The sequence below is a fragment of the Paenibacillus sp. Root444D2 genome, assembly GCF_001426375.1.
Lineage (GTDB): Bacteria > Bacillota > Bacilli > Paenibacillales > NBRC-103111 > Paenibacillus_E.
The window spans coordinates 341,410-364,322 of sequence record NZ_LMEO01000045.1 but is presented as its reverse complement, the minus strand read 5'-3'; the positions used below and the strand labels follow the sequence as shown (position 1 = coordinate 364,322).

Annotated in this window: 20 protein-coding genes and 4 pseudogenes; 21 read left to right on the top strand and 3 right to left on the bottom strand. The window is 43.5% G+C overall.

Going from position 1 to position 22,913, the window contains the following annotated elements:
* Window positions 1-84 precede the first annotated feature (84 nt).
* Window positions 85-246: pseudogene (locus ASD40_RS23210) on the top strand (SDR family oxidoreductase); the annotation flags it as partial.
* Window positions 247-439: 193 nt separating this feature from the next.
* Complete coding sequence (locus ASD40_RS23205) at window positions 440-1,327, top strand: LysR family transcriptional regulator (protein ID WP_057305525.1); 888 nt, start codon at window positions 440-442, stop codon at window positions 1,325-1,327.
* Window positions 1,328-1,356: 29 nt separating this feature from the next.
* Here the strand turns inward: ASD40_RS23205 and ASD40_RS23200 are convergent, their stop codons facing one another.
* From ASD40_RS23200 to ASD40_RS23190, 3 genes and pseudogenes are all read right to left on the bottom strand, one after another.
* Window positions 1,357-2,196 carry an aldo/keto reductase gene (locus tag ASD40_RS23200; RefSeq protein WP_057305524.1) on the bottom strand — a complete coding sequence of 280 codons (840 nt, stop codon included), beginning with the start codon at window positions 2,194-2,196 and terminating at the stop codon, window positions 1,357-1,359.
* A 74-nt stretch (window positions 2,197-2,270) separates the two neighbouring features.
* Window positions 2,271-2,976: pseudogene (locus ASD40_RS23195) on the bottom strand (hypothetical protein).
* 14 nt (window positions 2,977-2,990) lie between these two features.
* Window positions 2,991-4,202, bottom strand: a complete 1,212-nt coding sequence (locus tag ASD40_RS23190; protein WP_057305522.1) for an MFS transporter — start codon at window positions 4,200-4,202, stop codon at window positions 2,991-2,993.
* Window positions 4,203-4,686: 484 nt separating this feature from the next.
* Here ASD40_RS23190 and ASD40_RS23185 point away from each other — a divergent pair, with 484 nt between their 5' ends.
* The 19 genes and pseudogenes from ASD40_RS23185 (at window position 4,687) to ASD40_RS23105 (ending at window position 22,893) form a co-directional block, all read left to right on the top strand.
* Complete coding sequence (locus ASD40_RS23185) at window positions 4,687-5,115, top strand: helix-turn-helix domain-containing protein (protein WP_057305521.1); 429 nt, start codon at window positions 4,687-4,689, stop codon at window positions 5,113-5,115.
* Window positions 5,116-5,244: 129 nt separating this feature from the next.
* Entirely contained in the window at window positions 5,245-6,414 is a 1,170-nt protein-coding gene (locus ASD40_RS23180; RefSeq protein ID WP_057305520.1) for an ABC transporter substrate-binding protein, read from the top strand.
* Between the two features lie 28 nt (window positions 6,415-6,442).
* Window positions 6,443-7,327, top strand: a complete 885-nt coding sequence (locus ASD40_RS23175) for a branched-chain amino acid ABC transporter permease (protein ID WP_057305519.1) — start codon at window positions 6,443-6,445, stop codon at window positions 7,325-7,327.
* Window positions 7,328-7,337: 10 nt separating this feature from the next.
* The gene (locus tag ASD40_RS23170; RefSeq protein ID WP_057305518.1) at window positions 7,338-8,282 is read left to right on the top strand and encodes a branched-chain amino acid ABC transporter permease; all 945 of its coding nucleotides are present in this window, start codon (window positions 7,338-7,340) and stop codon (window positions 8,280-8,282) included.
* A pseudogene (locus tag ASD40_RS39480) lies at window positions 8,275-8,809 on the top strand (ABC transporter ATP-binding protein); the annotation flags it as partial. The gene ASD40_RS23170 and the pseudogene ASD40_RS39480, both read left to right, overlap by 8 nt.
* 2 nt (window positions 8,810-8,811) lie before the next feature.
* Window positions 8,812-9,105, top strand: coding sequence for a hypothetical protein (locus ASD40_RS39475; protein ID WP_442952724.1), 294 nt, complete (start codon window positions 8,812-8,814; stop codon window positions 9,103-9,105).
* Window positions 9,089-9,793, top strand: a complete 705-nt coding sequence (locus ASD40_RS23160) for an ABC transporter ATP-binding protein (protein WP_057305517.1) — start codon at window positions 9,089-9,091, stop codon at window positions 9,791-9,793. The genes ASD40_RS39475 and ASD40_RS23160 overlap by 17 nt, the downstream gene beginning before the upstream one ends.
* Window positions 9,794-9,970: 177 nt before the next feature.
* Window positions 9,971-10,180: pseudogene (locus ASD40_RS39145) on the top strand (discoidin domain-containing protein); the annotation flags it as partial.
* Window positions 10,160-10,627, top strand: a complete 468-nt coding sequence (locus tag ASD40_RS39470; RefSeq protein WP_442952723.1) for a discoidin domain-containing protein — start codon at window positions 10,160-10,162, stop codon at window positions 10,625-10,627. The pseudogene ASD40_RS39145 and the gene ASD40_RS39470, both read left to right, overlap by 21 nt.
* A gap of 18 nt (window positions 10,628-10,645) precedes the next feature.
* Window positions 10,646-11,932, top strand: coding sequence for an ABC transporter substrate-binding protein (locus ASD40_RS23150; RefSeq protein ID WP_057305515.1), 1,287 nt, complete (start codon window positions 10,646-10,648; stop codon window positions 11,930-11,932).
* A 13-nt stretch (window positions 11,933-11,945) separates the two neighbouring features.
* The gene (locus ASD40_RS23145; RefSeq protein ID WP_057305514.1) at window positions 11,946-13,754 is read left to right on the top strand and encodes a HAMP domain-containing histidine kinase; all 1,809 of its coding nucleotides are present in this window, start codon (window positions 11,946-11,948) and stop codon (window positions 13,752-13,754) included.
* A complete protein-coding gene (locus ASD40_RS23140; RefSeq protein ID WP_200957457.1) occupies window positions 13,751-14,197 on the top strand; it encodes a response regulator in 447 nt (148 codons plus the stop codon). The genes ASD40_RS23145 and ASD40_RS23140 overlap by 4 nt, the downstream gene beginning before the upstream one ends.
* A 5-nt stretch (window positions 14,198-14,202) precedes the next feature.
* On the top strand, window positions 14,203-15,099 hold the full coding sequence (locus ASD40_RS23135) for a GGDEF domain-containing protein (RefSeq protein WP_057305513.1): 897 nt from the start codon (window positions 14,203-14,205) through the stop codon (window positions 15,097-15,099).
* A gap of 940 nt (window positions 15,100-16,039) precedes the next feature.
* Window positions 16,040-18,004 (top strand): ABC transporter substrate-binding protein, encoded by a 1,965-nt coding sequence (locus ASD40_RS23130; RefSeq protein WP_235549356.1) that lies wholly within the window; start codon window positions 16,040-16,042, stop codon window positions 18,002-18,004.
* Between the two features lie 88 nt (window positions 18,005-18,092).
* Window positions 18,093-19,091: an ABC transporter permease gene (locus ASD40_RS23125; protein ID WP_057305512.1), complete on the top strand. Its 999-nt coding sequence runs from the start codon at window positions 18,093-18,095 to the stop codon at window positions 19,089-19,091.
* 3 nt (window positions 19,092-19,094) lie between these two features.
* Window positions 19,095-20,240 carry an ABC transporter permease gene (locus ASD40_RS23120; RefSeq protein WP_057305511.1) on the top strand — a complete coding sequence of 382 codons (1,146 nt, stop codon included), beginning with the start codon at window positions 19,095-19,097 and terminating at the stop codon, window positions 20,238-20,240.
* Between the two features lie 28 nt (window positions 20,241-20,268).
* Window positions 20,269-21,312, top strand: coding sequence for an ABC transporter ATP-binding protein (locus ASD40_RS23115; RefSeq protein WP_057305510.1), 1,044 nt, complete (start codon window positions 20,269-20,271; stop codon window positions 21,310-21,312).
* A gap of 2 nt (window positions 21,313-21,314) precedes the next feature.
* Window positions 21,315-22,334, top strand: a complete 1,020-nt coding sequence (locus tag ASD40_RS23110) for an ABC transporter ATP-binding protein (protein ID WP_057305509.1) — start codon at window positions 21,315-21,317, stop codon at window positions 22,332-22,334.
* Entirely contained in the window at window positions 22,324-22,893 is a 570-nt protein-coding gene (locus ASD40_RS23105) for an HAD family hydrolase (protein WP_057305508.1), read from the top strand. The genes ASD40_RS23110 and ASD40_RS23105 overlap by 11 nt, the downstream gene beginning before the upstream one ends.
* The last annotated feature ends 20 nt before the right edge of the window (window positions 22,894-22,913 follow it).

The following is a 22,913-nucleotide window of genomic DNA, read 5'->3' as shown; positions in this document are numbered from 1 at the left end:
AGGGATATAATAATATTGAGGGTCTACAACTGGAATTGGTTAGACCTTGCGAAAGAGAACGGGAAAGAATTAGGTGCATTTGTGGATGAATACTTTAAAAATGACCAACCGACTTCTCTGATCCAACGTTTCGTTACAGTTGAGGAAGTAGCTGATACAGTTGTATTCATTGCATCCGATAAAGCATCAGCTATCAATGGTGCAGCTCAAAGAGTAGAGGGCGGGATTATTCAAAGTATCTTGTAATTCGCTGAGAAGTGAACAAACCAATGTTCCACAATAAAATAAGCGGGCTTATCTTTAAAAATAAGGTTAGCTGCTCCTCTTGTCGGTACTTGATCCTTAAGATCAAGTGCTTTTTTTCTATCGTGGTAGATTGCATAGTTGTGGATATATAATATAGGGGAAAGAGACAGTATTGTATGAGAGGATCTTATTTATGGCAAATTTTGAATGGTATCGAAGTTTTATCACTATTTATAAACATAATTCTGTTTCAGAAGCAGCCAAGTCGAGAATTATGACACAACCTGCCATGAGTCAACATCTAGCTGCATTAGAAGCTGAGGTCGGCGAACCCTTATTTACAAGAACATCAAGGAAAATGGTTCCGACTGAAAGAGGAAAAGAACTTTATTCACAATTAGCGCCTCTTGTTGAGTCACTTGAGGAGACAACGTTAAGTTTCAAAGCCGTCTCATCGCCCACGCTTCCGGTTGTAAAAATCGGCACAGCGCAAGAGTTTTTTAGAGAAAGAATGGCTCCATACCTCCGTAACCTTCATATGCGTGTAATTGCTTATTACGGGCTTGCATCGTATATTTTAGACCTATTAACAGATGACAAGGTCGACATCATCGTGACCTCACAAAAGTTTTCAGCACCTGGTATAGAATATATGCATTATGTAGAAGAAGAGTTTGTTGTAGTCGCACCATATGATTATGAGGAACCTGATTTCACGGACTCGAAGCAGCTAGAAGCTTGGCTGTGTTTACAAACATGGCTTAGTTATGGTCTAGAATTGCCCATTATCCGAAGATTTTGGAGAGAGAACTTTCAAAAGCGTCCGCAAATAAAGCCTGAACATATATTGCCTGATTTGCACATCATTTTGTCAGCTATCGAGAATGGGGCTGGAATCAGTTTATTGCCTACGTATATGCTGGCAAACTCATTACAAACAAAAAAAGTAAAAATAATTTGTGAACCTTATAAAGTAACGAATGATTTATATTTTGCCTATAAAATCAAAAATTCAACAATGCCAAAATTAAGAAAGATGATAGAGACACTTAAAGGTAATGAAAAACCCCCGGAATATTAAATCCGGGGTTTTGCTTATTTAATTTGAACTTAAAAATCAAAATTATCAGGGTCTGGACCCACCCGGCGATGCTGATCAAGTGCCGAAATAGCTGCCATATCTATATCATTTAATGAGAAATCAAAGATTTCTGCATTGGACTGAATGCGTTTAGCTTGAATGGATTTCGGAATCGTTGCCCAGCCGCTTTGCAGCTGCCAACGTAGAACGATTTGGGCAACTGATTTTCCCGCGCGGTCTGCGATAGCTTGGATGACGGGTTCATGCAGGATCTCTCCCTGCATCAGAGGTGCCCAAGCGACGGCTTGAATCCCGTTGTTATCTAAAAAAGATTTAAGTTCATTCTGAACGAGTCTCGGATGGCGCTCTACTTGATTAATAGCTGGTTTCACAGTTGCTTGTTTAAATAGATTTTCAAGGTGGTGGATGTGAAAATTACTAACGCCAATAGCCCCGACACGACCTTCGTGATACAGAAACTCGAGTGCTTTCCAGCTTTCTAGATATTTATTTTCAACAGGCCAATGTATCAGGTGTAAATCAAGCTTTTCTAATCCCAGATTCTTTAAGCTTTTCTCATAAGCTGCTATAGTGCTATCGTAGCCTTGGTCCGCATTCCATAATTTCGAGGTGATAAACAAGTCTTCACGTTGAAGACCGGCGCGTTTCAAGCCACGCCTGATACCTTCACCAACGCCTTCTTCGTTCTGATAAATAGCTGCAGTATCAATATGACGATAGCCAACGACAATGGCTACTTCAACGGCTGCAATGACGGTATCGCCATCCTCGACTTGGAAGACGCCTAGACCAAGCCAAGGAAAAGCTTTACCATGGTTTAATTGAATTGTATCTTGTAAGTTTTTCAATTGATTATCCTCCTAATATTGGGGTGGAAAACAATGTCCACCCGGTTTCTGTTTATTTGATTTGACCTATGATTTCAAAGGTTGATTGGATGCGGGGGGAAGTTCGGCAGCACATATTCTCCAAGCTCATGTATGACGTCGCCAGCTGGTCGATCGCTGTCAAAGAGAGCGAAGAAGAGATGATTAACACCAATAGTTCTGTAAACTTCAATTAATTCGATGAGTTTATTCCTTCCTATTCGAAAACCAAGCCGAATGGGTGTTGCTTGTTCATCTGGATCTTCCGCTAAATCAAGATGCATAGGCATAGAGAATGGACGAAACTCCGATTGGTTATGGCGGGCTGCAGACTCTCGCCATGCCGTTATGGCTTCTAGCTGCCGCATAGGTCCTTGTGGATAGTACATCCATCCATCTCCATTCTGTCCAAGCCAATCGAGGTCTTGCTGTGCAAAACCGGTGACCATTGTAGGAATTCTATTCTTCAGTTTTGGCACGAGTGTCGCTTGCTCGATTTGGCCATAACTGGAGTCAATTCTAGTATAGTGTTTATAAAGGGCTTTTTCTAGATAGGCAAAGCCTTCTCGGAATTGGCTGCCGCGGCTAGCATGATCTACGCCAAAGAGTTGTAAATCCGTATCCTTCAGCAGCTTGAGCAAGCTCAACCTGATTAGCCATCGTAGGTGTTTTCGACTGAAAGTTTTCTAATGGAATGTGGAGGCCAAGCGTTAACTCGCCTTCTTTGTACATCCTTTGATAAGTTTGATGATGCTCAAACATTTAAATGCCTCCTATTATGATTTCCGTTCCAGCTTTGCAGAAATACCAGTGAGCAGGATGGCAACGAGAACCATTAAAGCTCCAACCCATGGGGTATGAACAAGTCCCATGGAGTCGATAACAACTCCACCGACAATTGAGCCAATAGCAATACCGACGTTAAACGCTGCAATATTGATCGCTGATGCAACATCAACCGCTGAAGGTACATACTTTTCAGCTAGCCCCACGACATATAATTGAAGACCAGGCACATTCATGAATGCAAGCAACCCCATTAAGACAACACCAATTACACCAGCCACTTTAAATGGAGCAAGGAATGTTAAAAGGACTAGAACGGCAGCTTGAATAATAAACATCCAAAATAATGCGCGTAGAGGGTTCTTATTGGCCAATTTACCGCCAATAGAGTTACCGAATGCAACAGCCACACCATAAATGATTAAGATAATGTTAATCATGCCTGAACTTATGCCAGTCACATCGTGCAGGAGCGGAGTTAGATAAGTGAAAGCAACAAACGTCCCGCCATAACCGAATGCCGTGATAAGAAAGCCCAGGACCAAACGGCCATTGGTGAGCAAACGGAACATATCTGAAAATTTAGCAGGTGGAGATTGCTTGAGATTTTTAGGGATGAGTGCGGCACTGGAAATGATCGCAATGACACCCAGTAAGGCAACGCCCCAGAAAGTCGCTCTCCAACCGAAGGCTTGCCCGATAAATGTCCCCAATGGAACGCCGGTAACAATGGCAATGGTAAGACCAGTGAACATGAGAGCAATGGCACTACCCTTTTTCTCTGGAGATACTAGCTGAACAGCAATGGTGGCTCCAATGGAGAAAAAGACACCATGTGAAAATGCAGTGATGAAACGTGCAATAAGCAGTATTTCAAATGACGGTGATAGTGCAGCGACAGCGTTACCGATGATGAAAACAACCATCAGCGACATGAGCAAGGATTTTCGGCTCATCCGATTGGTGAGCGCCGTGAGGATCGGGGCTCCAACCGCGACGCCAATCGCATAACCAGAAATAAGAAGGCCAGCTAGCGTAATGCCAATGTTTAAATCATTCGCGATGGACGCGAGCAGGCCTACTGGAACAAACTCGGTTGTTCCGATTCCAAATGCGCTTATGGCAAGGGCAAGAAGCGCCCATGATCCTGTTTTTTGCCTCACTTTATGTTGTGCTGCAGAATGTGATAATGACTGGTTCATGTTTTGCCTCCTAAGTAGATATATTTTGAACAACTGCAAGCTTTACTTTCGCTTCACAAGTGCTATTATAAAACCATTAAGTTGTTTTTGATAAGTACGTACTTTTAAGTACTATAGGGACTTATAAGTACTATAGGTACCTGAAAGTACCCTTTAAAGCGAGTTTATGATAGGTACATGCCAAGTTTCAGCCTATTTTGCCAGGCTACAAAGATACTGCTCTTATAAGAAGTGATAGGCATGTTAGGCAATGAATGGTCGTATGAAATGACAACTCAAAAGGACTGTCCTTCTGTCATTAAAGATGACCGATGGGCAGCCCTTTGTTAATGTGCTGATTTATAGAGTGTGTTGATTCCAAATTAACTTGTTTCCCAGACACTGTCGGCCTTCTGCCGCCGCCCATACAGGTATTTAATTCCCATTGTGAAATCAATGAAAGCGGTTATATAATAGTATGGCTTCTGTTAGGAGAGATCTTTTAGTGAAATTAAACGCATCGCAAGCTGCATTTTCGCAGATGCTGATTTCCGGGACGTTAGTGCACGAGGCTAACTTCGACGAAATTCAAAATCGTCTAGGCATTGAAGTATCTCCGCATGTGGTAATTGTCTTCTCTATTGACCGTTATGCGCGGGAGGCATCCCCCGTCATTTGTTCGGCCATCGAATATATGAAAGAGCATTTGCAAGAGAAAATTACTTTGGGGGAAATAGCACGTTATTGTTATCTAAGTACTTATCACTTCGCGCATTTGTTTAAGAGGGAAGTAGGCTTAAGCTTCGTCGATTTCTTGAATAAGCTTAGAATTGAAAAGGCTGTGCACTTTCTAGAAACGACGGATTTACCTGTTCAACAGATTGCGGCTCTGGTTGGATTCCCTGATCCCAATTACTTTACACGAAAATTTTAACTCTATATGAGCTGCAGTCCGTCAGAGTACCGCGCAGCAAAATTGTGCTAGTGTTCCGCAAATTTGACTAGATTCATGAAAGCGCTTTTAAAGTAAGATAAACTCATAAATCAATTAGGGGGTTATAAATTGAAAAAGTTCTCAATGATTGCAGCAGGTGTGATTACTGTATCTCTAATGATTTCGGGTTGCGCAGCAAAGTCTAGTGACTCCGCGAAAAATGATAGTGCGATGAATAAGGCCGGAGATACGATTAAACTGGGTTGGATCGGTCCATTAACGGGGCCGACAGCGACGGACGGGACACATAGTAGAGATGCTGCGATCATGGCGATTGAGCAGTACAATAAAGCCGGTGGTATCCAAGGCAAGAAGGTTGAGTTGGTTGCGGAAGATGACCAAGGAAAGCCTGAAGAAGCGTTAAAAGGTGTTCAGAAGCTAATCAATAATGATAAAGTTGTCGCCATTGTTGGAGGCGCTTACAGTGGACCGACGAAAACGATTTCTACAAAAATTCAGGAGCTCAAAGTTCCAATGGTTATTGCCTATGCCGTACATCCAGATGCGACCAAAGGCGGCGATTATGTGAATCGCGTCATCTATACGGGTCCGTTGCAAGGAAAAGCGATGGCCGATTATGCTGTGAACGATCTGAAGAAGAAGAACATCGCCGTACTCTACGTCGATATCGACTACGGAAAATCGATTTATACCGCATTTAAGGACGAGGCTGGCAAGCTGGGTGCGAATATTGCGATTGAACGTCCGTTTAAGATGGGGGACAAAGATTTCAGCTCGATCTTGACCGCAGTCAAAGCCGCCAATCCGGATGGCTTGTACGTAGTTGGTTATTACAATGAAGCAGCGGCTATCGTTAAGCAAGCGAAAGAAGCGGGAATTAGCGCTCAACTGCTAGGCGTCGATGGTTTCGATTCACCGAAATATTTGGAGCTGGGGAAAACCAATACAGAAGGGTCGACTTTCACGACTTCCTTTTATGCTTCTGATGACCGGTCTGTCGTGAAAATATTCGTCAATCAATGGCAGGATAAATTTAAGGATATTCCGGACATGCTTTCCTCGCAGAGCTATGATGCTGCAATGGTTATTTTAGAGGGAATGCAAAAAGTCGGGACCGATAAGGAAAAGCTAAAGCAAGCTATCAACGATACGAAAGACTTGGAGGGTACGTCGGGGAAAATTACGTTCGGCAAAGATCACGAAGTCATTAAACCTGTGATTTTCATGACTGTCAAGGACGGGAAGTTCCAGTTCGTCAAATCTAAAACCTACAACTAACAACAGCTAGTGGAAAGGATGGATCCCATTGGTATTTATACAGCAGTTGATTAACGGCATCTCCATCGGATTCATTTATATCTTGATTGCGGTTGGGCTCACGATGGTATATGGGGTGCTGAAGCTGCTTCATTTTGCCCACGGCACGATTTATATGGTCGGAGCTTTCTCAGCCATGGTCGGTATGACATATCTGCACATGCATTTTCTCGTCGCGTTTCTGTTCGCATTGGTCGTATCAGGTGTGGTAGGCATACTTATCGAAAGATATGCTTATCGCCCTTTGCGGGGGGCACATCCGATTACTACCTTAATCAGCGGCATCGGCATAGCCATCGTGCTCGAGAATGTATTTCAAGTGATGTTCTCATCGGACACAAGAGCATTCCCAGAGACGGGAATCGAAATCTCCATCATTCAACTGACAGAGTCGATTACGATTACGAATATGAAACTTATCATTATTGCTGCCGGTATTGTCGGGCTAGGTTCTCTGTACGCGTTTCTTAAATTTACGAAAATGGGTCTTGCGATTCAAGCAACATCCCAGGATTTGCGCACAGCCTCTTTGATGGGAGTCAATGTCAACCGTGTTGTAGCTGTTACCTTTTTACTCGGATCAGCACTCGCTGCCGCTGCAGGGATACTGGTCGCATTGAACTTTAATTCGATGTATCCGACGATGGGCTCGATTCCCGGCCTGAAAGCATTCTGCGTCGTCGTACTGGGCGGTCTCGGTTCCATACCGGGAACCATTATCGGCGGTCTGATCTTGGGACTTGTAGAATCGCTAAGCGACGGCTTTATGACAGGGATGGTTGTAGATAAAGATGCGATTGCGTTTATCATTTTAATACTTATCCTTCTGGTAAAACCATCTGGACTCTTTGGCAAAAACATCGAGAAGGTATAGGTGATCTTTTATGGACAGTATACTGAATCCTTATTACGTTGATATCATCGTTTTTCTAGTCATCTATATATTATTGGGATTGGGACTAAATTTAATAACGGGTTACGCTGGTCAAGTATCGCTTGGGCACGCCGCATTCTTCGGGATCGGAGCTTACGCCTCCGCCATCTTATCGGTGAAAGGAGGGCTGGATACATGGGTTTCTATGAGTTTGGCGGTTTTGATCACCTTCGTATTCAGTGCTGTTTTGGGGCTGCCTAGTCTACGGGTAAGGGAAGATTTTCTGGCAATTACGACGCTGGGGCTCGGATTGATTATTCAATCGTTCTTCAAAAACTCGGAAATTACCGGGGGGGCATACGGGATTGATTCCATTCCCACACCTTCCTTGTTCGGCTGGAAGCTGGATAACTCGGGTTATCTGTTGCTTGTACTTGTTGTCATGGTCGTCGGCATCTATGCACTCAAAAAAATGACCAGTTCCCGTATCGGCAGAGCATGGATGGTTATTCGGGAAGATGAAACCGTTGCTAAGGCGATGGGAATTAACACGACTTACTATAAAGTGCTTGTGTTTGCAATCGGCGGGGCTTACGCTGGTGCTGCAGGAGCGTTGTTCGCTCATAAAGTGTCCTTTATCGGAGCGGATTCCTTCGGATTCTCCGTCTCGGCAACTGTGCTCAGCATGGTAGTAATCGGCGGTTTGGGGAGTATTCGCGGCACATTATTCGGTGTCAGCCTCCTGTATTTGCTCCCTGAAATGTTCCGTTTGTTCAAGCTTGATTTTATCGATATGAAGTATTTGGATATGTACAAAATGATTATTTACGGGCTGTTGATGGTTTTGGTGGTGCGTTATCGTCCGAAAGGGATTTTCGGCAAGACAGGAGCCAAACTTAAGTCCTTGCAGCCGCACAAAGCGGGAACGTCAAAGGACGGTGACAACGATGCTTAAAGTGAAAGGGATCACGAAACGTTTCGGAGGACTCACGGCCGTCCAAGCAGTTGATTTCGAAGTAAAGCAAGGAGAGATTGTCGGTCTGATCGGTCCGAATGGAGCCGGGAAGACGACGTTCTTCAATATATTAACCGGTATTTATAAGGCGGACGAAGGTACGATTGAATTCGAAAACAAACCGATTCAAGGGCTTGCGCCGTTTCGCATCGCGAAGAGCGGGATGTCCAGAACTTTTCAAAATATACGGCTGCAGAAGGATGAAACCGTGTTAGAAAATGTGAAAGTCGGCATGTTCGGCCGAACAAAATCCGGTCTATGGTCAGCAATTCTAGGCATGCGCGCTTCGAGGGTTGAAGAAGAGCAGGTTTCAGAATTGAGCCTGAAGGCGATTGAACTTGTCGGTTTGAATGGATTCGAGCAAGAGCTGGCTGGAAGCTTGTCATACGGCAATCAGCGGCGGGTGGAAATTGCCCGAGCCCTTGTTGCGGATCCTAAGCTGCTGCTGCTCGATGAACCTACAGCTGGGATGAACGCACAGGAAACCAAGGAAGTGGATGATCTAGTACGGAAAATCAGAAAGAATGGGACGACGGTCATTCTTATCGAACATAACGTCGGAATGGTGGTTGGACTGTGCGATCGGCTTGTCGTTTTGGATCATGGCGAGAAAATTGCAGACGGCAAACCGGAGCAGGTCATCGCTCATCCGAAAGTCATCGAAGCGTATATCGGAAAGACCGACGAGACCGACGAGACTGACGAGACTGACGAGACTGACGAGACTGACGAGGAGGTGAATCCCATTGCTGCAAATTCGTGATCTTAACGTGTCTTACGGAAGCATTCATGCGGTTCGCGGACTTTCTCTTCAGGTTGGCGCCGGTGAAGTTGTTACTTTAATCGGGTCGAACGGAGCGGGAAAATCGACAACGGTGAACGCGATTTGCGGAACCATTTCTTCCAAGGGGTCTATTCAATACAACGGCAAAGAATTGAATGGCATGTCAACTCATGACATTGTGAAGGATGGGATTGTTATGGTCCCCGAAGGGAGAAAGGTATTTCCCAAGCTTTCCGTAGTCGACAACTTGCTGATGGGAGCTTATTCGCGAAAAGCATCGAAGGCGGAACTTACGCAAGACATCGATTTCGTATTTGGATTATTTCCGCGATTAGCCGAACGGAAAAGTCAATTTGCAGGTACGATGAGCGGGGGCGAGCAGCAAATGCTTGCCATCGGTCGTGCGCTCATGGCGAAGCCAAAGCTGCTTATTTTAGACGAGCCGTCCATGGGTTTGGCACCGATTGTGGTCAAAGATATTTTCGAGACGATCCGCATCATCAAGAAGCAAGGATTAACGACACTATTGATCGAGCAAAATGCCTCCATGGCTTTATCCGTGGCTGATCGCGGGTATGTGATGGAGCATGGGGAAATCAGGTTTCACGATACCGCACACAATTTGCGTACACAGGATAGCGTTAAGAAGGCGTATCTTGGCCATTAATCATCTGAATAGAAATAAGTGTGAACCCGGACGATGTGATCGCGAGTTGACATTTAATAGAGTGACCCTGGGACCTGGAATTTACAGGTCTTTTTTTTCTGCGACGGATCAATTAACGCGTACAATTAATGAAACCAACCGGAAATAGACGTTTAACGGACCTGGAAGCGCTGGGTCGTTAAACATGCGGGAGCGGGCGGAGAATCAGCGATTTATAATACACGTGATTTTAAGCTGCAGGTAAGTAGTGACGGGACAAATTTCACAGATATCGACACGGTGACAGGGAATTCGACAAATTTAACGGATCGCACCATCAATACGAACGCCAGATATGTTAGACTGTATATAACGCAAGGAACACAAATCGGTTATGACGGATATGCAAGAATTGATGAATTTGAAGTATATGGTACCGCAAGCGGAAATGCAGCACTAAACAAGACAGCCACGGCAAATGCCTATAATTTGTCGAGTGAAGCACCACAATATGCGGTTGACGGCTCGATAGGTACGAAATGGGCATCTATTGCGGCATCCCCGAATTGGTTAAAGATTGATCTGGGCTATGTGACTAACATTAGCCGTTGGGTCGTGAAGCACGCCGCTGTCAATGGAGAATCAACCAATTTCAATACGAAGGATTATAAATTGCAGGTGAGTAATGACGGCACTACCTTCACAGATGCCGATACCGTGACAGGGAATACAGCAAACACTACGGATCGCAATGTGAATGCAACAGGAAGATACGTCAGACTGTACATTACAAAGGGGACGCAGTCAGGATTTGACGGGTACGCCAGAATCTATGAGATCGAAGTTTATAACTAAATTAGGAGGAATGAACGGATGCGTAAATGGATCATTGGTCTGACGGCATTGTCCTTTATAATTACTACGGCAGGGTGCAGTAATGCAGCGAAGCAGCCAGTTCCTTCGAATGGACAAGCTCAAAAGCAGGAAGATCGAACCGATGAGGCGTTTACGCTGCGCGTAACCTATTGGGCTCAGGATAAAAACGGATATTTTGATTCGGTAGAAAAGAAGTTTAAAGAAAAATATCCGAAAGCTACTATCCAATGGGATAAATTGGATGAGGCGAATTTTGCCGAGGTTACAGAAAACCAGTTAAAATCAGGCCAAGCCGCCGATATCCTTTTTAATCAGAAGATCAAAGAATACGCAAAAGCAGGTTATTTGCTGGATTTATCGGATCAGCCTTGGACCCAGCGAATGATTGAATCCGCGAAACAAACAGTTGCCTATAAAGGGAAAACCTATGGAGCGGCTCTAGATGTTAGCACCTTTGGCGTGTATTACAATAAAACTATTTTTGATCGTATGCAGCTGCAGACGCCCAAAACGTGGGATGAATTTATTACGTTGAGCGCGAAGATCAAACAGGCTGGGATATCGCCGATCATAGGCGGATTTAAAGATATTTGGACGATTCAGGGCGTTTACTTGCCCATTGCCGCAACGTCAGAGTTTCTCCAAAACCCTAACTTTGAATTGGATTTATATGCGGGCAAAGTGAAAATTGACGGTCCCGAAGTCAACAACGCCATGCAGAAATTTGCCGATCTCGCGCATAATGGCTTTTTTAATCCGGATGCTTCTCAAATAGGCTATGAGGAATCGACTCAGCAATTTATTGACGGAAAAGGCGCTATGCAGTTGATGGGCAGTTGGACGCCTGGGGTTGTAGATAGCAAGACGGCTGATTTTAAAATGGGCTTTTTCGCCCTTCCGGATCAAAATGGCAAAACGGTAATGGCAGCAGCGCCAGATAAGCAAGTGTCGATTAATGCGAAGACACTAAACCCAGTAAAAGCTAAATATTTATTGTCACTTTTGCTCGATAAAGATATGTTGGCGCTATATAGCAAGAACGTTGCCTTATCTGCTTTTAAAGATGTGATTGCTGAGTACTCCAATCCGGCGATGAAGGATGTGCAGAAAGCACTGCAGCTTTATCCAACATCGATCAATCCGGGACATTTGTTTACCAATTCAGCGAATGACGCCATAAATGCGGCGTTAAATCACATTTTGTCAGGGAAAGTGCTTCAAAATGAGTTAAAAGAAGCCGATGTGAATTATATAAAGGATAAGGCGACCCTTATTCTAGATTGAGGGTGAAGGACCAATGAACCTCATATTGCGATTGCTTCGGCTTCACAGTTTAAAAGCAAGATTGCGATTTTTTGGAATATCCTTAGTGCTTATGGTTGGACTGCTTACCATTTCATCTTATTCCTTTTTAGAGTATCGTCAAACGGAAAACAATCAGATGAATTCGATGCGCAAAGACAGTGCGATTCAGCAAACGGCCATAGATAGTTGGGTAGCTGCAAGAGCTTCTGAAATCCGCAATCTAGCAAATTTACAATCGACCGTAGAGCTGGATTCGGATGGTATTCAAAATAACCTTACCTTCTTTGCGTCACATCAACATGAGTTTGAAGCGGTCTCTTTTGCTAATAAAGAGGGAATTGTGGAATTTAGTACCATGAACCAAATTGGCGCTTATTTTACCGAACGAACCTATTTGGAAGAGGCCTCGCAAGGCCGTGAATATATATCTGACGTAATGCTCGGCAAAGTCACCAATCAACCGATGATTTTATTTTCTGCTCCTGTTATGAATAAAAAGAAGCAACTTGAGGGTGTTATCTATGGGACGGTTTCGTTAAAGACGATTGATAAGCTCATGGAGCAATTTCGTTATGGAGACAGCGGTGAATCGTATTTGATTGATCGAAACGGTTATCTAGTCACTGAATCGCGGTTCAAGGGAAATTGGAAACGGCTGGAATTTCAGTTGAACAGCGATATTCTCGAACGATCGAAGCAAGGGATACAAGCAACCTCGACCTATGAGAGTTACCGCGGCAAGCAAGTTTTCGGGACTTACCAGTTAGTGAATAACGGAAAATGGATCGCTGTTAACGAAATTGAGCGAGATGAAGTGTATCGAACCTTTAATAGGCAATTAATTGTTATGATAATCATCATTTGTATCATGCTTACATTTGGTTTTATCTTGATGCTGCGAATATCGTACCATATTGAACATCCCGTTCAGCATTTATTGAAAGGGGTTCAACGACTGAAGCAAGGCGATTATCATTATAAAATCGATTACAGCAGTTTGAAGGCAGCTCCCGTTGAGCTGCTGCAGCTATGTGAAGCATTTAACCAAATGTCGCAAAATATTCAAGACAATGAGCTTGAGCTTAAACGGCAAAAGGAAGATTTGGCTGGTTCTAATGCGGAATTAGAGCAATTTGCCTATGTTGCTTCGCACGATTTACAGGAGCCTTTACGGATGGTAGCCAGCTATGTGCAGCTACTAGCAAAGCGATACCAAGGTCAATTAGATCAGGACGCGGATGATTTCATTCATTATGCGGTTGATGGTGCGCAGCGCATGCAGAATTTGATCAACGATTTATTGGCTTTTTCCAGGGTGGGTACGAAGGGGAAGGAGCTTAAGTCTGTTGATTTTGAAGTGGTGCTGCAGCATGTATCTACGAATCTACAGCATGCAATTCAAGAGTGTGATGCGTTGGTCACGCATGATCCTTTGCCTATATTGCTGGCTGATCCTACACAAATGGTGCAATTATTGCAAAATTTAGTTGGTAATGCCATTAAGTTTCGCGATGCCAACCGCGCACCCATCATTCACATCGGAATTAAACAGCAAGGGAATGAGTGGTTATTTTCTGTTCGTGATAATGGAATTGGTTTTGATCCGAAGTATAGGGACCGAATTTTCCTCATTTTTCAAAGACTCCATAATAAAACAAAATACCAAGGGACTGGCATAGGGTTGTCCATTTGCAAAAAAATTGTAGAACGACATGGCGGGAAAATATGGGTTGATTCAGAAGCGGGTCAATCGACAACCTTTTACTTCACGCTGCCAGACAGGGGAGAACAACTTACATGATCGATAATAAGCTTAGTCAGAATGTAGAAATTCTTTTAGTAGAAGATAATCCCGGAGATATTCGGTTAATTGTCGAAGTGCTGAAGGAAGGGAAAATTAATAATAATTTGAGCGTGGTTGAAGATGGTGAGGAGGCTTTGGCTTACCTTAGGCGCGAAGGCAGCTACCAGGAAGCGATTATGCCGGACATTATCTTATTAGATCTAAATCTTCCCAAAATCAATGGCACCGAAGTTCTAGCAGAAATCAAAAAAGATCCGCAGCTGAAGTATATTCCAGTCATTATTTTAACGACTTCCGAAGCAGAGCAAGACATTTTAAGAGCTTATGATCTGCATGCGAATTGTTATATCACCAAGCCTGTCAACTTAGAGCAGTTTTTAACAGTCGTAAGATCGATTGAAAATTTTTGGCTTACACTTGTTAAGCTGCCTAGGAGGTAGAACTATTGATCAAGGTTTTATTAATTGAAGATAATCCGGGAGATGCTCGATTGATTCGAGAAGTTTTATCGGATACAGATAATCAGAATATTGCGTTGAAATGGGTCGATCAGTTGGAAACGGGCATTGAACTGATTACCAAGGATGAATTTAACGTTGTTTTACTTGATCTTTCACTTCCGGATAGTCATGGCATGGAAACAATCATCAGCTTTCGGGAGCAAGCGCCTGAAATCCCAATCGTTGTACTGACCGGGCTTGATGATGAGGAGGTTGCCATAAATGCCGTTCAGCATGGGGCTCAGGATTATTTGATCAAAGGACAAGTCAACAGTTCGGTGATTATGCGTTCGATGCGTTATGCCATTGAACGTCATCGCCTTCAGGACGAGCTTTATAACTTATCGATTGTTGATGAAATGACGAGTCTTTACAATCGTCGAGGTTTTTTTAACCAAGCGCAGCAAGTTATGAATACAAATGCACAAGAAGGCAATGGCTTTTATTTGATTGTTGCCGATTTGGACGGCATGAAACAAATCAACGATTCCTATGGTCATCATATGGGAGACTTGGCCTTAATGGATACGGCGAATATATTGAAAGAGGTTTTCTACGATTCTGATATTATTGCCCGTATGGGTGGCGATGAGTTCACCGTTATTTTACCGGATACGCATGGACATTCACCCAGTTTAGATACATTTGAACAGGAAATGATCTTGAAAATCCAGCAAAGGTTACATAGCTTTAATTTGAACGCTGGCCGAATCTTTCATCTTTCGATTAGTCTCGGATTATTTCATTATAATCCCGCTATGCCCGTAACCTTAGGCGAATTAATTATCCAAGCGGATCATCGCATGTATACCCATAAAAAAGGGAAAGTCAAAGTCCAATGAAATAAGAAGGATTGATTAGAAAGGCTCTGTGGGCAGGTGTGCCCTCACGGCCTTTTTTGAATTTATATGTTTTGGGTTTGGGGTGCTCCTGAATAAGCGCGTTTTCAGCGCTTATCCAGTGCGGACGAGCAGGATGGACTTCTGAGAAGTCGATTTTCAGCTTCTCAGACTCTGTCGACTCGTAAAGCTCTCGCTGTAAGCGCGTTTTTCACGCTTATTTTCTCGGGCGCTCCTGAATAAGCGCGTTTTCAGCGCTTATTCAGTGCGGACGAGCAGGATGGACTTCTGAGAAGTCGATTTTCATCTTCTCAGACTCTGTCGGCTCGTAAAGCTCTCGCTGTAAGCGCGGTTTTCGCGCTTACTTACTCGGGCGCTCCTGAATAAGCGCGTTTTCGGCGCTTATTCATTGCGGACGAGCGGGATGGACTTCTGAGAAGTCCATTTCAGCTTCTCAGACTCTGTCGGCTCGTAAAGCTCTCGCTGTAAGCGCGTTTTTCGCGCTTATTCAGCACGGACGCGCGGGAGAGCATGTCGAGAAGCGCGGTTACTTGTTTTAGCTTCGGGAAGTGGCATTCCTGCTTTTTACTACCCCTAATTTCTTCCAAAAAAAGTGTTGCAATAGACTTAAATCCGATGTACGATATTACAAAAGATAAAGCGCTTACACGTATGCTGTTCCTGTATTAAACCGGTTTAAGAGAGAGTGGATTATATCCCCTCTAACTCATAGATTATTAAGCGCCTACAATTATTATTTTTGTAAATTCAATTAAACCGGTTTAACACCATATATACTTAACTTGATTTACGACCTACATACTGCTCATTCATTTGTATTAAACCGGTTTAATGCGTGATCGACCTAGGAGGTGAAGGGAAACAATTTTCAGAACTTGATGAAGAAGATTGAAGTACCAGTATAACCATGGAGGGGATAGGTTTGAACAAGAACAAGTTGTTTTTTGTAGGGATGATGTTGATTTTTGCTGTTGTTTTTGCAGCATGTGAGAGTGAAAGTGATCCAAAGCCAAGTTCAGCTGTTCAGGCAACGAAGGCGCCTGTAGCATCAGCTCCCGTGAAGGCAGACGGCTACAAAGAAGCCCCAATGTTAACGAAGCTAGTCGGTGCAGGTTCACTGAAGCCTGTGACTGAGCGTATGCCGGTTAAGGAAGATATCATGGTGGAAAAAGTAACCGAAGAGATCGGTAAATACGGCGGCGACTGGAAAATGCCTTGGACCGGGCCTAATGATCGTTGGGCAGTCGGTCAACCGTCAGAGGAGGCGCTTTTCCGTTTTAACAAGGATGGAAGTGCTGTTGAACCTAATGTGGCCAAAGGTTTTGATGTGAATAAAGATTCAACCGAATTCACCATTTATTTAAGGAAGGGCATGAAGTGGTCAGACGGCATGCCATTCACAGCCGATGATGTCCTGTTCTACTGGGAGCACATGCTAACGAAAGAAACTTTCGGCAAAAAAATATATGACGCTTATTACTCCGTCGATCCTGTGACAGGGGAAAAAGCTTTAGCTAAAATTACGAAAATTGATGATTACAGCTTTAAGGTTGTACATAAGTATCCAAGCGTGCTGTTCCTGGAGCGCGTTGCCATTGACAACAAGTGGTTCTTTGCACCGGCACATTTCCAGAAAACGATTCTACCTGAATTTGTAGGCCAAGATAAAGCACTTGAAATCGCAAAAAAATGGGGCTTTGAAGATGTCAAATCGTTCTTGGTAGCAACAGGCTATTACTATTGGGTAAACCCACAAATTCCGACTTTAAGAGCTTGGGTCGCTAAAAACGATCCGAATAGTGATCAATTTATTATGGAACGCAATCCCTATTATTGGAAAGTGGATAGCGAAGGCAACCAACTACCCTATATGGACCGCATTGTCGCTACCAAAGTACAAGACCCTGCTCAAAGAGTTCTTGGTACACTAGCGGGAGATTATAATCTTCTTACCTTTGATTTTAAAGATTTCACCGTATTGAAAGAAAATGAGAAGAAAGCAGGGTTCCGGGTGATGCCTTGGACAACGCCAACATGGTCAAGTGCCGGCATTCAACTCAATCAGACCACTCCGGACCCTAACCTGCGCAAGCTGTTTCAGGATATTCGGTTTAGAGAAGCGCTGTCCGTTGCAGTTGATCGTAAAGAAATTTCCGAGATCGTTACGAATGGTTTAGGTGCTCCTGTTCAAGCATCAGTTCCGGAGGGCTTAGTTGGTTTCCAGAAAGGCTGGTCGGACCAGTGGAGCAAATTCGATGTGAATCGTGCCAATCAATTATTGGATGAGTTAGGTTTGACGAAACGGGATAAAAATAATTTCCGTTTGAATGCAGACGGCTCGGATTTAACGATAACGGTTATTGAGGGCAGCACCAACACGGCAACTTTTCTAGAATTAGTTAAAAAGTATTATCAAGCAGTAGGGATTAAGATGGACGTTAAGGTTGTGGATGCAGGAACTCAGCAGGAGCTCAAGTACTCGAATAAAATCCCAGCCACTACTGAGAATATTTCGTTAGTCAATGTAGCCTTCCGGCCTGATACGCTTGTTCCTCTGAGAGTGCTGACCCCTTGGTTCGGACATTACGGATTGTTTACTTCTTCCAATGGCAAAGAAGGCGTCAAGCCAGAAGGTGATGTAGCGTTAATTCTGGACTACTGGAACAAAGTAAAATCATCTACAAGTAAAGAGGAAATCAATAAATGGGGAAATGAGATCATTAAGCTTCATCAAAAGAATCAATGGATTATTGGTTATGCCGGTCCAACGCCAACGCTGGTCGTCGCCTCTAATAAAATGGGCAACGTACCGAAAGATTTGGTTTTCTCAGATGAATTCCGCAGCTTAGGGCATGGTCATCCATCGCAATTTTTTATCAAACCATAAGTTAAACCTGTAACCAATAGGGGGAACTTAACTTCCCCCTTATTGGTCTTCAGCAGCATCTTCGAATGAAGCGGAGGTTTGGATAGAGATGCTCCAATATATTTTAAGAAGAATCATATTGGTAATACCCGTCGTTATTTTTATTTCAATGATCGTCTTCTACATCATTCAACTGCCGCCCGGTGACTATGTATCGACTTATGCGGCTAAGATGTCTGTGGCAGGCGATGTGATGACGCAACAAGATATGGATGAAATGAGAGCAAGCTTAAGATTGGATCAACCATGGTTTATGCAATACCTAGCGTGGATGAAAAATATTGTTTTTAATTTCGACTTCGGGTATTCGTTCAGCTATAACAGGCCGGTTATGGACGTCATAGCGCAGTATATGGGGTTAACGATCATCGTCTCTTTGGTAACGATGGCCTTTACCTATGCGGTGGCGATCCCAATCGGTATTTACTGTGCGGTAAGACAATATTCGATAGGTGATTATATTTTTTCAGCAATTGGCTTTCTTGGCATGGCTACCCCGCATTTCTTGATGGCTATTATTTTAATGTATCTCTCTTATGTATATTTTGGCGATCCCTTGCTAGGGCTATTTTCGAGTGAGTTCGTCAATTCAGGGTGGTCGATGGACAAGGTTCTTGATTTGCTGAAGCATATGATTATCCCCGTTCTTGTCATTGGCTTGGCGAATACGGCAGAGCTAATTCGAGTCATGAGAGGTCAAATGCTGGACGAATTGAATAAGCCGAATGTGGTGACAGCTAGATCAAAAGGCTTATCGGAAACGAAAATATTGCTTAAATATCCAACGCGCGCAGCTATGAATCCAATCGTTAGTACCATTGGATGGTCACTAACCTCCATTTTCACAGGTTCAACGATTACGGCGATCGTATTGAATTTACCCATTCAAGGCCCGGTTATGTATAACGCATTATTAGCTCAGGATATGTATTTGGCAGGCACTTGGCTATTGTTTATGGCTGTGTTAACGGTTATAGGGACATTGATTTCGGATATTTTATTGGCATGGCTCGATCCAAAAATTCGCACAGAGTTCAGAGGTACGTAACCTATGAAAACAATTCCGATAGCAGGGAATCAGAAAGTAAACGTGATCAAGCCTCAAAAGAATAGCGATGTCTATTACAGTTCACAATGGCGTCTTATGTATCACAGGTTAAAGAAGCATAAATTAGCCCGTATTAGCTTAGTGATTCTAGCCTTGTTCTACATAGCTGCCATCTTTGCTCAGTTTATAGCGCCTTACGGGCTGGAGAGCTACGACAGTAAATATGTAAATGCGCCTCCAGCTAAAGTAAGCTTCAAAGATAGCGAGGGTAAGTTTCAATTTAGACCGTTTGTATATGATCTAAAGTCTGCCAGAGACCCGGTTACACTTCGGAAAGTCTTTGTTCCAGATGAAAAGGTTCGCCATTCGATCCGCTTTTTTGTCAAAGGTGAAAGCTATAAATTTCTTGGATTGATTCCAACGGATAGACATCTATTTGGCGTAGATCAACCTGGTCGTGTATTTATTTTCGGTACGGACGGGATGGGCAGAGACTTATTATCGCGAATTGTGATGGGAAGTCAGATTTCATTAAGTATCCCTCTCATTGGCGTAACGATCAGCTTTGTCTTAGGTTTGTTTATCGGCGGTGTATCAGGATATTTCGGAGGATGGATCGATTCAGTCATTCAGCGGTTCATTGAAATTATTCGTTCATTTCCGACGCTGCCGCTATGGATGGCACTATCGGCTGCCATACCACCGCGTGTGCCCGTAGTAACGATGTATATCTATATCGTCATTATCTTCGCCTTTATTGGTTGGACTGAGCTAGCTAGGGTAGCAAGAGGAAAGTTTATTTCGTTGAAAAATGAAGAATATGTGCTAGCAGCCAAAATAGCCGGCGTTAGCGATGCTAAAATTATTATTAAACATCTTTTGCCTGGTTTTATCAGCTACTTGGTAGTAGCAACAACATTAGCCATACCCGGTATGATTCTCGGCGAGACGGCCATGAGTTTTCTCGGACTCGGTATTCGCTCTCCTGCTACCAGCTGGGGGGTCCTGCTTCAGGAGGCTCAACAGATCGAGAATGTCGCTTTGTATCCTTGGAAACTAATCCCCTTAGGATTCGTCATTGTTACCGTATTAACCTTTAACTTTCTAGGCGACGGATTACGCGATGCTGCTGATCCATACAAGAAATAATCATATTAGCGTAAGGCGAGGAGATATTATGACATCTCAAGCTTCTGTTTCACAATCCGAACAACCCCTGCTTTCCGTTCAAGACCTCAAAATTCGAATTCAAATGGATAATGGGGAAATGAAAGCGGTAGATGGTGTTGATTTTGAGATAAAAAAAGGAAAAACATTAGGCCTAGTTGGCGAATCCGGCTGCGGGAAAAGTCTGACCAGCAGGGCGATTATCAGCATTAACCCGAAAGAATGTGAAACCTCAGGGAAGATTGTTTATCACTCCACCTCTGAGAAGGCGCTAAACGATTTGGATTTGTTATCTCTAGATTCGCGAGGCAAACAAATTCGATCGATTCGCGGTCGCAAAATTGCCATGATATTTCAAGAACCCATGACGGCATTTTCACCGATGTATACGATCGGGAATCAGATCATGGAATCCATTTTAATCCACCGCACCAAAAATAAAAAAGAAGCCAAGAAGATAGCGCTAGAAATGCTTAGTAAAGTTGGTATTTCCGATCAAGAGAAGCGGTTCGACCAATTTCCGCATGAGTTTTCCGGCGGCATGCGCCAGCGCGCGATGATCTCAATGGCCTTGTCCTGCAATCCGGAATTGTTAATTGCCGATGAGCCTACGACTGCGCTGGATGTAACCATTCAAGCCCAAGTGTTAGAGCTTATGAAGGGACTCCAACAGGAATTTGGCATGGCCATTCTGCTGGTGACGCATGATCTTGGGATCATAGCAGAAATGTGCGACGAAGTGGCCGTCATGTATCTGGGGAAAATTGTTGAGCAATCGACAGTAGAAGAAATTTTCAATAATCCTAAACACCCTTATACGAAGGGTCTGCTCAAATCGATGCCAAGATTAGGCGGAAATAGACATACACGTTTAGAATCGATCGAAGGAACAGTTCCGATGGCATTCAATATGCCTCCAATGTGCGGATTTTACGAACGGTGTAAGGATCGGATTGATGGTGTATGCAATAAACAAGCCGTGCCGAAAACTCGAATATCCGATAGCCATATGGTTAGATGTTTTCTTTATAAGGATGAAGGCGAAGGAGAATAAGGATGTCTAAACCTATACTGAAAGTAAATAATCTAAATAAGGATTTTCAAGTAAAATCCAAGAATAGACTGTTTAGCAAGCCTTCATCTATTCGTGTTTTGAACAACGTCTCTTTTGAGCTGTTGGAGGGGGAGACCCTAAGCATTGTCGGCGAATCAGGCTGTGGCAAAACGACATTAGGCCGCTGTATTGTCAGAGGGATGGATGCTACATCAGGGCAAGTCATTTATCAACCAGAAGGCGAAGAACAAGTTGATTTCTTAGGGCTGCGAGGCAAGGAATTCAAGAAGTATAGAAAAGATATTCAGATGATTTTTCAGGATCCCTATTCATCTCTAAGTCCAAGAATGAGCGTGTACGACATTATAGCTGAGCCGCTGCTTGCCAACTTTAAGCTGACGAAATCACAATTGGATGATAAAGTTACCCAAATCGCAGAGAAGACCGGGTTAAATGTCAGCTATCTCAAACGATATCCTCATGCCTTTTCCGGAGGGCAAAGACAGCGTATCGCCATTGCAAGGTCACTTATTTCTCAACCGAGGCTAATCGTATGTGATGAAGCTGTATCGGCGCTGGATGTTTCTATTAAAGCCCAAATTATTAACTTGCTTAAGGACCTGCAAGAGCAGCTTCAGATCACTTATATTTTCATCTCACATGATTTATCCATCGTTCAAAACATATCCGACAGAGTAGCGGTAATGCACCTAGGGAAAATTGTAGAACTGGCACCGGTGGATTCGTTATTTGATCATCCCAAGCATCCTTATACAGAAGCGCTATTGTCGGCTGTACCTGAGCCAGACCCGAATTATAAGAAAGATCGAATTATTCTCGAAGGAGAAGTGCCTAATCCAGCTAATCCTCCAAGCGGATGTCACTTTCATCCAAGGTGTACGTATAAGACCGATAAATGTACACAGGAAGAACCAGAGCTGCAGGCCGTCGGCGAAAATCATTATGCTGCATGCCACTATGCGAATCAATTAAACTTAAGAGGTGTAATCCATGAGTCATAAGTCAACGAATGATACGACAACGATTGATCCTAATGCTAAGAAGCTTATTGTTTTTCTAGACTGCGGGGATACCATTATTGATGAAGGAACCGAAATCAGAGATGATAACGATATTGTTATTCAAGCGAATGTGATTCCAGGGGCCGATATTATGGTGAAGACGCTTGCCGAACGTGGATATATACTGGCCATCGTAGCCGACGGTAGGGCGCAATCGTTCAAAAATATTTTAACGCAAAATGGATTGTATGATTATTTTACCACGATGATTTATTCAGAGACGATTAAAGCTTCTAAACCAAGTTCCCGTATGTTTAAAGCCGCGATTGGAGCATTGGATCTCAGCGAGCAGGATTGCTCTCGTATTGTCATGGTTGGCAACAACCTGAGCCGCGATGTTAAAGGAGCCAATGCTATGGGAATTACGAGTATCTTCCTTAGCTGGACGCCTAGATATCCGAAATTGCACGCAGACGAAAGTGAAATACCCGACTATACGATCAATCATCCGCTGGAATTAATCGATTTAGTAGAAAAACTCAATGAAGAATTAGGATAAGTGGATGGTTTCTGAAGGGA